Origin of the sequence: Streptomyces sp. G-G2, from assembly GCF_030063135.1 — a bacterium.
Lineage (GTDB): Bacteria > Actinomycetota > Actinomycetes > Streptomycetales > Streptomycetaceae > Streptomyces.
Genome location: NZ_JASISO010000056.1, coordinates 37,365 through 49,726, shown reverse-complemented (window position 1 = coordinate 49,726; position 12,362 = coordinate 37,365). Strand labels below are relative to the sequence as shown.

Genomic DNA, 12,362 nt, shown 5'->3' with positions numbered 1-12,362 from the left:
GAGCTGGAAGTATCCAGCCCGTTCCTCAGCGAGCTTCTTTCGCCCCTGAGGGCTCCGCACCTCACGGATCCGGAAGTCCATCGCATCCCCTGAACTGGGGTGTTGCGACAACCACTAGAACCCAAGGTGGGTGCGGGGGCCCTGCGGAACGTACCGGTCCGGGTCAGTCGCCGATCAGCGCGTCGACGAAGGCCTCGGGCTCGAAGGGGGCCAGGTCGTCCGGGCCCTCGCCCAGACCGATCAGCTTGACCGGGACGCCCAGCTCGCGCTGGACGGCGATCACGATGCCGCCCTTGGCCGTGCCGTCGAGCTTGGTCAGCACGATGCCGGTGATGTCCACGACCTCGGCGAAGACACGGGCCTGGGTCAGGCCGTTCTGGCCGGTGGTGGCGTCGAGCACCAGCAGCACCTCGTCCAGCGGTCCGTGCTTCTCCACGACCCGCTTGACCTTGCCCAGCTCGTCCATGAGGCCGGTCTTGGTGTGCAGCCTGCCCGCCGTGTCGATCAGGACGACGTCCGCGCCCTCGGCGATGCCCTCCTTGACCGCGTCGTAGGAGATCGCGGCCGGGTCACCGCCCTCGGGGCCGCGCACGGTCCGCGCGCCGACCCGGTCGCCCCAGGTCTGGAGCTGGTCGGCGGCGGCGGCGCGGAAGGTGTCGGCCGCGCCCAGGACCACGCTGCGGCCGTCGGCCACCAGGACGCGGGCCAGCTTGCCGGTGGTGGTGGTCTTGCCGGTGCCGTTCACGCCGACGACCATCACGACGGCCGGGGTGTCGACGCCGCTCTCGGTCTTCACGGCGCGGTCGAAGTCGGTGCCGAGGAGCGCGACCAGCTCTTCCTTGAGCAGGGCGCGCAGATCGGCCGGGGTGCGGGTGCCGAGGACCTTGACCCGCTCGCGGAGCCGGTCCACCAGCTCCTGCGTGGGGGCGACACCGACGTCGGCGATGAGGAGGGTCTCCTCGATCTCCTCCCAGGTGTCCTCGTCGAGGTGCTCGCGGGAGAGCAGCGTCAGCAACCCCTTGCCCAGCGAGTTCTGCGAGCGGGCGAGCCGGGCGCGCAGCCGGACCAGCCTGCCCGCGGTGGGCTCGGGGACGTCGAGGGCGGGCGCGGCGGGTGCCTCGACGACCGGGTCCTCGATGGCGACCGGCGAGTCGGTGGCGGCCTCCGCATCGGGGAGGGCGACCTCCTCGATCGTGCGTCGCGGCTCGTCCTTCGTGGGTGCGGCGTCTTCCCCGACCTGCGGCTCGGCGGGCGGGGCAGTGATGGTCGGCGTGCTCGACGGCGCCGTGGGGGGCAGCTGCTTCTTCTTGCGGCTGCTGACCACGAGCCCGCTGATCGCGCCGACCGCGACCAGGGCGATGACTACGGCAAGGATGAGGATTTCCATAACCCGTCCAGTATCGGTCACGAAAGGCGGGGAGCCGCAGAAGGTGCGAGCCCGTGACGGTGCGAGCCCGTGACGGTGCGCGTACGGGCCATCGCGAGCCGCGCGGGGCGACCCAGGGGGCCATTGACGGATCGGCCCACCTGCCTCGGGCAAGCCCGACCAATGCGGCGATCGTCCCGCCGAGCACCCGGTCGCGCACCTCACCCGGGCTGGTGACCCGCTCCACCATCGCCCGGGTGAGGGCCGGGTCCCCGTACGGGGCATCGGAACCGAGTCCTCCGAGCTGGCTGACCACCAGCGGAACCGTCGGATGCCGGCCGGCGAGCGCCGACAGGGTCACCAGGTCGTCCGCCGTGGTCGGGGCGAACCCGTGCACAACCACGGGTAGCCGATCAACGTGCCGCCGACCTGGAGACCGCGCGCCGCCTTCCGCGCCGGACGATCGCCGACACCGAGAACCCGGCGTAGTCACGGACGCCTCCCCCGGACAGAACTCGCGACATCGCACCATCCGACGTCGTCAGTCGTCAGTCGTCGGCCGTCAGTCGGCAGCCCGGGCCGTGGCGGAAGGCCCAGGGGCGTAAGCCTCTATTTGAGCTTTTCGCCTTAAATCTACGATGATGGACGACTTCCCCTGCCGACCCTCCCTCCCCCACGGAGTACCGCATGTCTGCCGAGCCCGCCGACGGCGCGATAGAGACCGCGATAGCGACCGCGAGCGAGACCGCGGTCGAGACCCGCGGCCTCGAACCCGTCCCGGACAGCGAGCGCACGGGGCGGGTCCGCGAACTCGTCCCCACCTGGGTGGCCGCCAACATCAGCGTGCTGCTGCTGACCATGGGCGCGGGCCTGGTGATCTTCAACAAGCTGAACTTCTGGCAGGTGCTGGTCGTCGCGATCGCGGCGCCGGTCCTCTCCTACGGGCTCGTCGGGCTGATCTCGATCGCCGGGAAGCGCGGCGGCGCCCCCGGCATGGCCCTCTCGCGCGCCGTCTTCGGCCAGCGCGGCAACCTCTTCCCCGGCGCGCTGATCTGGGTCGCCCGCTGGGGCTGGGAGACCATCAACGCGGTCAGCGGCGCCTTCGCCGTGCTGACCATCCTGGACCTGCTCTTCGGGATCCGGAAGAACACCCCTCTGATCGTGGTCACGCTGCTGCTCTTCGTCGGCTGCACCTTCCTGGTCTCCGGGCTCGGGATCAACGCGCTGCGCGTCTGCTCGAAGTGGTCCACGTACCTCTTCGGCGCGTTCAGCGTGCTGGTCCTCGGCTATCTGATCGCCGAGACCGACTGGTCCGGCGTCTTCGACAAGCCGGCCGGTTCGACCGCGATGATGGTCGCGGGCATCGGCACGATCGCGGCGGGCGGGATCAGCTGGGTGCCCTCGGGCCCCGACTTCACCCGCTACCTGCCCCGCACGGCCTCCTCGCGGGGCATGGTCGGCGCGACGATCGGCGGCGCGGCCGTGGTCGTCATCCCGATGGTCCTGATGGGCGCGGTCATGGCGGTCGGCACTCCCGACCTGGCGACGGCCCAGGACCCGGTGTCCTTCATCGGCGAGCTGCTGCCCGTCTGGATCGCCGTTCCGTACCTGCTCGTGGCCCTGGTGGGCATGCTGCTGATCAACTCGATGTCGATGTACTCGGCGGGCTTCACCGCGCAGACGCTCGGCATCAAGGTCCCGCGGGCCTGGGCGGTCAGCGTCAACGCCGTCATCAGCCTGGTCTTCGGCTTCCTGCTGATGGTGGTGGCGACCAGCTTCTTCGGGTCGTTCATCTCGTTCCTGACCCTGCTCGCGGTGGCGTTCTCCGCCTGGATCGGCGTCTTCGGCGTGGACATGCTGCGCGGCCGTACGTACGACGCGGCGGCGCTGCTGAACACCGGGCGCACCAGCGCCTACTGGTACAAGGGCGGCTTCGCCTGGCAGGCGATGACGGCGTGGGCGGCGGCCCTGGCCGTGGGCCTGCTGTTCACCGAGGTCGACTGGTTCGGCGGCCCGCTCGCGGGCACCTGGATCGGCGAGAACGGCCTGGGCTGGGCGGCCGGGATCGTCACCTCGGGCCTGCTGTACGCCGTACTCCCGCGCGCGTCGGCGCCCGCCGCCCCCGCCGGGGCCGCGGAGGAGCCCGCGCTCGCCGGATCCCTGTCCAACTGATGCTGCGTCAGCTAACGTCCCCCTTCGCCCGGCCCGTCCTACGGGCAGCAAGGCGAAAGGGGGACTTCTTCATGCCCATCACCGTGGCCCGGTTCAACCTCATCGACCCGGACGGCACGCCCGAGACCCTCTCCGCGCGCTACCAGGCGGCCCTGGAGATGGCGCGGTACGCGGACGAGCACGGCATCGACACCATCCAGACCGAGGAGCACCACGGCACCGACAACAACTGGCTGCCCTCGCCCTTCGCCTTCGCGGCCGCCGTCTTCGGCGCGACCCGCCGGATCGCGGTCACCGTCTCGGCGATCATCGGCCCGCTGTACGACCCGCTGAAGGTCGCCGAGGACATCGCGGTCCTGGACCTGCTGAGCGGCGGCCGGCTGGTCACGGTCGCGGGCATCGGCTACCGGCCCGAGGAGTACGAGCAGCACGGCGTCGAATGGGGCCGGCGCGGCAAGCTCCAGGACGAGCTGCTGGAGACCCTGCTGAAGGCGTGGACGGGCGAGCCCTTCGAGTTCCGGGGCCGCACCGTGAAGGTCACCCCGCGCCCCTTCACCCGGCCGCACCCGCTGCTGCTGGTGGGCGGCAGCTCGCAGGCGGCGGCCCGGCGCGCGGCCCGGCTGGGACTGCCGTTCTTCCCGAGCGCGCACCTGCCGGAGCTGGAGGCGTACTACCAGGCGCGGCTGGCGGAGTACGGCACCGAGGGCTTCTGCATGATGCCCGCCGCCCGGACCCCGCTGCTGCACATCGCGGAGGACCCGGACCGCGCGTGGGCGGCGTACGGGCACCACTTCCTGCACGAGGCGGGCATGTACGCGTCCTGGCAGTCCAAGGACATCCGCTCGGCGGTACGGTCCGGCGCGCACACGGTCGAGGAGCTGCGCACGGAGGGCGTGTACCGGATCCTGACCCCGGACGAGGCGGTGGCGTACGCCCGGGAGGCGGGTGAGGCGGGCAACCTCGTCCTGCACCCCCTGTGCGGCGGGATGCCGCTGGACGAGGGCCGGCGCAGTCTGGAATTGCTGTGCGAACGGGTGCTGCCCCGGCTCAAGGACTGAGCCGGGGCAGCGCCACGGAGGAGAGGGGGTGTTGGCGGGGGATGGTTACCCCATCTCCTCCAACGCCTTGCCCTTGGTCTCCGGCACCCATTTGAGGATGAAGGGGATCGAGAGCAGGGCGAAGACCGCGTAGATCACGTACGCGCCGGACAGGTTCCAGTCCGAGAGCGTCGGGAACGAGACCGTGATGACCCAGTTGGCGATCCACTGGGCGGCGGCGGCCACACCGAGGGCGGCCGCGCGGATCCGGCCCGGGAACATCTCGCCGAGCAGCACCCAGACCACCACGCCCCAGGAGAGGGCGAAGAAGAGGACGAAGAAGTTGGCGGCGATGAGGGCCACCAGCCCCTGGGCGTGCGGCAGGGCGATGTCGCCGCCGCTGTTGTCCTTGTAGGAGAAGGCCCACGCGGCGAGCGCGAGGGAGACCGTCATACCGACGGAACCGATGAGGGCCAGAGGTTTGCGGCCGATGCGGTCCACGAACACCATCGCGATGACCGTACCGATGATGTTCACTACGGAGGTCTCGAAGGAGTACAAGAACGAGGAGCTCGGGTCGATGCCGACCGACTGCCACAGCGAGGAGCTGTAGTAGAAGATCACGTTGATGCCGACGAGCTGCTGGAAGACGGAGAGGCCGATGCCGATCCAGACGATCGGCAGGAAGCCGAAGCGGCCGCCGAGCAGATCCTTGAAGCTTGACTTCTGCTCCGAATGGATGGCGCTGTCGATCTCGCGGACCCGGGCGTCGGCGTCGATGTGGTCGCCCTCGACCTCGCGCAGGACGATCTTGGCCTTCTCCATGCGGCCGACCGAGACGAGGAAGCGGGGGGACTCGGGGATGGCGAAGGACAACAGGCCGTAGAGCACGGCCGGGACCACCATCACGCCGAGCATCCACTGCCAGGCTTCCAGCCCGCCGATCTTGCCGCGCTGGTCGCCGTCGGCGAGGTTGAGGATGCCCCAGTTGACGAGCTGCGAGATGGCGATGCCGATGACGATCGCCGCCTGCTGGAAGGACGCGAGCCTGCCGCGGTAGGCGGGCGGCGAGACCTCGGCGATGTAGGCCGGGCCGATGACCGAGGCCATGCCGATGCCGAAGCCGCCGATGACACGCCATACGGCGAGGTCCCAGAGGGCGAACGGCAGGGCGGAGCCGATGGCGCTCGCGGTGAACAGGACGGCGGCGATCTGCATGCAGCGGATACGGCCGATCCGGTCGGCGATGCGGCCGGCGGTGGCCGCGCCGAAGGCACAGCCGATGAGTGCGGCGGCGATCACCTGGGCGAGGGTTCCCGAACCGACGTCGAAACGGTCGCGGACGGCCTCGACGGCGCCGTTGATGACGGAGCTGTCGTAGCCGAAGAGGAAACCGCCCATCGCCGCGGCCGCGGTGATGAAGATGACGTGCCCGAGGTGTTCGGGCTGTGATGCGCGTCCGCCGCCTGACGAGGACGCCTGCGCTGTGCTGGTCAAGGTCTGCTCCTGCGTGCCCGGCTGCGGTGACGGGCGAAGGTGGGGGTGATTCCTTCCAGTGGCGCACAGTTCAAGATCGGCCACCACCCGAAAGGAAGGGCAGTGGGTGCGAGCCTATGTGTTCATTTTATGAAGTCAAGACCTGGTTGGAACTTCTCTGAACCTGGCTTTGGTGGCCCACCGGGGGGAGCGCGTACTACTACTGGCTTCACTACTTGAACAGAAGGTGGAGCGGGCGGGGATCAGCGAAGACGCTGGCTGATGACTTTGGACACCCCATCGCCCTGCATCGACACGCCGTAGAGCGCATCGGCGACCTCCATCGTCCGCTTCTGGTGAGTGATCACGATCAGCTGTGAACTCTCCTGCAGTTCCTCCATGATCCGGATCAGCCGTTGCAGGTTGGTGTCGTCCAGGGCGGCCTCGACCTCGTCCATCACGTAGAACGGGCTGGGCCTGGCCTTGAAGATGGACACCAGCAGTGCCACGGCCGTCAGCGAGCGTTCGCCGCCGGAGAGCAGCGAGAGCCGCTTGATCTTCTTGCCCGGCGGGCGGGCCTCCACGTCCACCCCGGTGGCGAGCATGTTGTCGGGATCGGTCAGGATCAACCTGCCCTCGCCTCCCGGGAACAATCGCGCGAAGACCCCCTCGAATTCGCGGGCCGTGTCCCGGAACGCCTCGGTGAAGACCTGCTCGACCCGCTGGTCCACCTCCTTCACGACCTGAAGGAGGTCGGCGCGGGTCTTGCGCAGGTCTTCCAGCTGCTCGCTCAGGAACGTGTGCCGTTCCTCCAGCGCCGCGAACTCCTCCAGCGCCAGCGGGTTCACCTTGCCCAGCTGCTGGTACGCCCGCTCGGCGGACCGCAGCCGCTTCTCCTGTTCGGCCCGTACGAAGACCCCCGGACGGGGGTCGGCGTCCGCCTCCTCGCCGTCGGCGGGCGGACCCGGGGGCACCGGCTGACCGGGGCCGTACTCGGCGACCAGCCCGGCCGCCGCCACCCCGAACTCCTCCAGCGCCTTGGTCTCCACCTGCTCGATGCGCAGCCGCTTCTCGGCGCCGAGCACCTCGCCGCGGTGCACGGAGTCGGTGAGCTTGTCGAGTTCGCCCTTGAGGTCGCGGCCGCGGGTACGGGCCTCGCCCAGCTCCCGCTCCCGGACACCCTTCGCCGATTCGGCCGCGACGCGTTCGCACTCCGCGCGGGCCAGCGAGACCTCGATGTGCGCCAGGAGCTGGCGGGCGCCGTCGCCCACCGCCGTGGCCACCCGGGCCTCGTGGCGGCGCCGGGCCGTGCGGCGCTCGGCCCTGGCGCGGGCCTCGCGTTCCGCCCTGGCCCCGCGGTCGAGGGCGTCGGCCCGGCCCGCCAGGGCCTTGACCCGCTCCTCGTGGGTGCGCAGCTGGAGCCGGGCCTCCATCTCGGTCTGGCGGGCGTTGGCGCCGTCAGCGGCGAGCCGGTCGCGGACGCCGGTGTCCGGTTCCTCCTCGGCGGGCATCTCCTCGACCACGGCGAGCCGCTCGGCGCACTCCTCCACATCGGCCAGCGCCTGCTCCAGCGCGTCCTGGGCCTTCGCGGCGGCGGCGGCGCAGCGCTCGGCCTCGCCCGCCGCGCCCTTGGCCTGACCGGCGAGCCGTCCGAGCTGCTGGGCGACCCCGGCCCTCGCCGCCTCCCCCGCGCGGCGCCGCCCGTCCAGCTCCTCGACCAGACCGGAGTGATGGCGGCGGCGGTCCTCGGCCTCCGCCCTGGCTCCGGCCAGGTCCCGGCAGCGGGTCTCCAGTTCGGCGAGAGCGGCGTCGGCCTCGTCCACGGCGGCCTGCACTTCGAGCAGGCTCGGCGCCCCGGCGGAACCGCCCTGCGCGAGGTGCGCCCCGAGCACGTCCCCCTCGACGGTGACGGCGACCACGTCGGGCCGCGCCGCCACCAGCGCCTCGGCGTCCGCCAGGCCGGCCACGACCAGGTACTCCCGCGCCACCCACTCCACGGCCCGCCGCACCCCGGCGTCCCCCCCGACCAGTTCCGTCAACGCCACCGCGCCGGTCCCGCGGGCGACCTCGCCGTCGGGGGAGCCGATGGCGGCCGGGGCCTGTGCGCTCCGGGTGGGGGCCGGGACGTCGGCGGGGGTCGGAGCCCCGCCGTGACCCGCGGCAGCCGACCCCGCCAGGCCGGCGACCGGGGCGGTCGCCACCGCCTGAGCCGAGCCGGGGCCGGGGCCGGGGGCCGGGGCGGCCGGGACGGTTGCCCGGACCGCCCGGGCGGAGCCCGGATCCGGGGCGGGACCCGGCGGGCCCGGGACGTGGGCCGGGGCCGCCGGGGCCGTGACCTCGGCGGAGCCGGGGGCGGCCGGGGCCGGGGCCGCCGGCGCCGCGCCGCTCGCGGGGTCCGGGGCGAAGTCACGGTTTCGGGAAGGGGCGGGGTGGGGGGTAGCTCCCCCACCCCCGGCCGGGTCCGCCGGCGGAGGATCCGGTTCCGTGGCCGGCGCTGACGACGCCGCTACGGCTCCGCCACCCGCACCCCGGCCCGCCGATGCCGAGGGCTGGGACGGGACCGGGGTCGGGGCGATCAGGAAGGCCGCCCGGCCCGCGTCGGTCGTGCGCAGGTGGCGGATGGCCGCCGCCGCGGCGGCCGGGGAGGTCACGACCAGGGCGTCCGCCGCCGCGCCCAGCGCCGCCGCCACCGCGACCTCGTACCCCGGCGCCACCGACAGCCGCTGGGCCGCCGGGCCGAGCAGGCCCGCCAGCTGATCCCGGGCCGCCAGTACCGCGCCCGTGCCGTCCTTGCGGCGCAGGCCCAGCGCCAGCGCCTCCCGCCGCGCGGACACCGCCGCACGGGACCGCTGGGCCTCCGCCAGCTCGTCCCGGGCCGCCGAGAGCACGGCCTCCGCCGCGGCCAGCTCCGTCCGGGCACGCTCGTACTCGGCCGTCACGGACTCCCCCGCGTCCCGCGCGCCGACCTCGTCCGCCAGCGCCTCGTACTCCTCCCGGGCCGCCACCGACCGGGATTCCGCTTCGTCCCGGGCAGCCACCAGCCGGTCGATCTCCGCCTGCGCGGCCCCGGCCCGGGAGCGGGCCGCGCCGAGCCGGCCGGTCAGCCGGGCCAGGCCCTCGCGCCGGTCGGCGATGGCCCGCGCCGCGTCCCGCAGGCGCCGCTCCTCGCCCTCCAAAGCCCGTTCCAGTTCCGCCCGGTGCGCCGAGGTGTCCTCCAGGGCGCGGTCGGCGGCCTCCAGCGCGGCCGTCAGTTCCGCTTCCTGCTCGCGGATCCGGGCGGCCTCCTTCTCCATGTCCTCGGGGTCCCGGCCGCGCCGTTCCTCCTCGACCGGCGCCGTCGCGCTCCTGACCCGCGCCTCGGCCAGCGAAGCCGTCCCGCGGACGCGTTCGGCCAGCTGCGACAGCTCGTACCAGGTCTGCCGCGCCCGCTGGAGCCGGGGCGTCAGCGCGCGTACGGCTTCCTCCAGTTCGGCCTCCCGCCGCAGCGCTCCGGCCAGTTCCGCCTCGGCCGACTCCTTGCGCTCCTTCAGCGCGGCCTCGTCCGCGATCTCCGCGTCGAGCGCGCCCCGCAGGGTGACCAGGTCGTCCGCGAGCAGCCGCAGCCGCGCGTCCCGCAGGTCGGCCTGGATGGCGGCGGCCCGCCGGGCCACCGCCGCCTGCCGCCCCAGCGGCTTGAGCTGGCGGCGCAGTTCGTCGCCGAGGTCCTGCACGCGCGCGAGGTTGGCCTGCATCGAGTCCAGCTTCCGCAGCGCCTTCTCCTTGCGCTTGCGGTGCTTCAGTACGCCCGCCGCCTCCTCGATGAAGGCGCGGCGGCCCATCGGATCGGCGTGCAGGACCGAGTCCAGCTGACCCTGGCCGACGATGACGTGCATCTCGCGGCCGATGCCGGAGTCGGAGAGCAGCTCCTGGATGTCCAGGAGGCGGCAGGGGTCACCGTTGATCTGGTACTCACTGCTGCCGCCCCGGAACATGATCCGGGTGATGGTGACCTCGGCGTAGTCGATCGGCAGGGCGCCGTCGGAGTTGTCGATGGTCAGGGACACCTCGGCGCGACCGAGCGGCGGGCGGCCGGTGGTCCCGGCGAAGATGACGTCTTCCATCTTCCCGCCGCGCAGCGACTTGGCGCCCTGCTCCCCCATGACCCAGGAGAGCGCGTCCACCACATTGGACTTGCCGGAGCCGTTGGGTCCCACGACGCAGGTGATGCCCGGCTCGAAACGCAGGGTGGTGGCAGACGCGAACGATTTGAAACCACGCAGGGTCAGGGCCTTGAGGTGCACGCCGCCGGATTCTACCTTTTACGTTCGGTTTCACCCATGAAGGTGCAGGGCACATCTGACGTGAAAGCGGCGATGCGGACGACCGCGAAAGCGAATGCGGCGGAAAGAAAGAAGGGACGCCGGAGCGGCGTCCCTTGCAGATCAAGCGGGGCTGACAGTCGAGCGGGGCAGGGCTGGCAGTCAAGCGACGAGATCGCGGGTCAGGTGAGCGCAGGCTCCGCCTGGGGTACGTCGATGTCGATGCTGTCCAGCAGCAAGTCTCCGTGCTGAGCGGCGGCCGCATTCAGGGCGTCATTCTCGGACTGAATTCGTCCGAGTTCGGACTCGAGGTCCTGGACGCGCTGCTGAAGCCGTCGCATCTCGGCGAGGAGTCGCGGATCGGAACCGCCGACGTAACCGAGAAGCGCCTTTGCCATGATGGATGGTCCTCCACACTGAGTGACCGACCGAAGCGGTGTGGGTCGTGAGGGAATCGCACCCGCGTTGTCCGGCAGTGGCTGTCAGTCACTGCGCTCAATACTGCCAACACTGCCAAACAGCTCAGGTGCGCGGGGCTTCCAGCGTCTCACCAAAAAGTTTGACGGTCAACACGATCACGCCCTGTATCGGCGGGCAGCCCGTTCCCGGCAAGGGGCGGGGAGATCATCCGCTCCTTCGAGCCTTCCACGGATGACCACTCTCGGCAACGTATGCGCAGTTCCGGCGGTATGCACATCCGATCAGTTCATGATCACCGGATCGCGAACCCGTCATACCCGCCGCGCGGAATTCCCCAGATCTCTGTGACCCCGTCCACCCGCCCGGGCGTGTCGGCGGATCGCAGCCAGTCGAGCAGCCGGTGGCAATTCTCACGTTGACCTTCGGCGACGACCTGTACTCGGCCGTCGTCGAGGTTGAGCGCGAAGCCCACCAGGTCGCCGATCTCCAGCGCGTTGGCCCTGGTGAACCAGCGGAAGCCCACTCCCTGTACGCGGCCGCGCACCCACGCGGTCACTCGGACATGTTCGTTCATGTGTGAACGCTAACCGGGTGATCCCTTTCCGGGCACCTCGCCCCCGCGGTGGCATCGGCTACAGTCGCGCCTCAATGAACTCACCCATTTGGGTGAGTAAAGGTTGATCTTGGAAGGCACCGCCGATGGGACGCCACCGACTCCCCGCGCCGCAGCGCGACGGCCGCGGCAAGCGCGGCGGCACCGCCCTGCGCACCGGCCTGCTGGGCGCCTGCGTGGCAGTGGTCCTCGGGACCGCGGCCGTAACCACCGGACTGGTGCCGGTGGGCGCCGACTTCCCCTTCATAGGGCAGGGCGCCGCCGACAAGAGCGAGGCCTCCGGGTCCCGGCACGGCGCGGACAGCGGCGTGGGCAGTACGGACGGACAGGGCGGCCTGGCCAACCTCTCCGGCCGCTCCCCCGAGGCCTTGGGCGCGTCCACCACCCCGTCGCCCTCGCACGCGCCGTCGCCGTCGGCCTCGCCGAGCCCCTCGGCTTCCCCCTCCGCCTCGGCCTCCCCTTCCGCGTCAGCCCCGGCCACGCCCTCCGCCGCGCCCTCGACGAAGGCCCCGGCGAAGCCCGCCGACCCGCCGCCCGCCAGGCCCTCGGCGCCCGCCAAGCCCCCGGCGCCCTCCGTGCCCCCCGCCCCCGCCGAGGGTCACTCCGCGGAGGAGGCGGCCGTACTGGCGCTCGTGAACCAGGAGCGGGCCCGGGCGGGCTGCGGCCCGGTGCGGGCGAACCCGCCGCTGGCGGCCCTCGCGGGCGCGTTCAGCAAGGACATGGCCGTCCGCGGCTTCTTCGACCACACCGACCCCGACGGGAACACCCCGTGGGACCGCGCGTCCAAGGCAGGGATCACCGGCCTCGGCGGCGAGAACATCGCCCGGGGCCAGGGCGACGCCGCCTCGGTCATGAAGGCGTGGATGAACAGCCCGGGCCACCGGGACAACATCCTGAACTGCGACTACCGCACCCTCGGCGTCGGCGTGCACTTCGCCTCCGGCGGCCCCTGGTGGACCCAGGACTTCGGCTTCTAGCGC

General features: G+C 71.9%; 8 protein-coding genes. 3 read left to right on the top strand and 5 right to left on the bottom strand.

What is annotated here, in order from left to right:
* Positions 1 to 163 precede the first annotated feature (163 nt).
* On the bottom strand, positions 164 to 1,387 hold the full coding sequence (gene ftsY, locus QMF80_RS32670) for a signal recognition particle-docking protein FtsY (RefSeq protein ID WP_283460010.1): 1,224 nt from the start codon (positions 1,385 to 1,387) through the stop codon (positions 164 to 166).
* Positions 1,388 to 2,053: 666 nt separating this feature from the next.
* On the opposite strand from ftsY, the gene QMF80_RS32665 reads away from it, so the two are divergent.
* Together QMF80_RS32665 and QMF80_RS32660 are read left to right on the top strand one after the other, a co-directional pair.
* Positions 2,054 to 3,538 carry a cytosine permease gene (locus QMF80_RS32665; protein ID WP_283460009.1) on the top strand — a complete coding sequence of 495 codons (1,485 nt, stop codon included), beginning with the start codon at positions 2,054 to 2,056 and terminating at the stop codon, positions 3,536 to 3,538.
* A 71-nt stretch (positions 3,539 to 3,609) separates the two neighbouring features.
* Positions 3,610 to 4,596 (top strand): LLM class flavin-dependent oxidoreductase, encoded by a 987-nt coding sequence (locus QMF80_RS32660; protein ID WP_283460007.1) that lies wholly within the window; start codon positions 3,610 to 3,612, stop codon positions 4,594 to 4,596.
* Between the two features lie 45 nt (positions 4,597 to 4,641).
* On the opposite strand, the gene QMF80_RS32655 is transcribed toward QMF80_RS32660, so the two are convergent.
* From QMF80_RS32655 to QMF80_RS32640, 4 genes are all read right to left on the bottom strand, one after another.
* Positions 4,642 to 6,072 carry a sugar porter family MFS transporter gene (locus tag QMF80_RS32655; protein WP_283460004.1) on the bottom strand — a complete coding sequence of 477 codons (1,431 nt, stop codon included), beginning with the start codon at positions 6,070 to 6,072 and terminating at the stop codon, positions 4,642 to 4,644.
* Positions 6,073 to 6,314: 242 nt separating this feature from the next.
* A complete protein-coding gene (locus QMF80_RS32650) occupies positions 6,315 to 10,331 on the bottom strand; it encodes an SMC hinge domain-related protein (protein WP_283460002.1) in 4,017 nt (1,338 codons plus the stop codon).
* Positions 10,332 to 10,531: 200 nt separating this feature from the next.
* Entirely contained in the window at positions 10,532 to 10,747 is a 216-nt protein-coding gene (locus QMF80_RS32645; RefSeq protein WP_283460000.1) for a hypothetical protein, read from the bottom strand.
* 314 nt (positions 10,748 to 11,061) lie between these two features.
* Complete coding sequence (locus QMF80_RS32640; RefSeq protein WP_283459998.1) at positions 11,062 to 11,343, bottom strand: acylphosphatase; 282 nt, start codon at positions 11,341 to 11,343, stop codon at positions 11,062 to 11,064.
* Positions 11,344 to 11,468: 125 nt separating this feature from the next.
* Between QMF80_RS32640 and QMF80_RS32635 the strand changes: the two genes are divergently transcribed.
* Positions 11,469 to 12,359: a CAP domain-containing protein gene (locus QMF80_RS32635; protein WP_283459996.1), complete on the top strand. Its 891-nt coding sequence runs from the start codon at positions 11,469 to 11,471 to the stop codon at positions 12,357 to 12,359.
* Positions 12,360 to 12,362 lie beyond the last annotated feature (3 nt).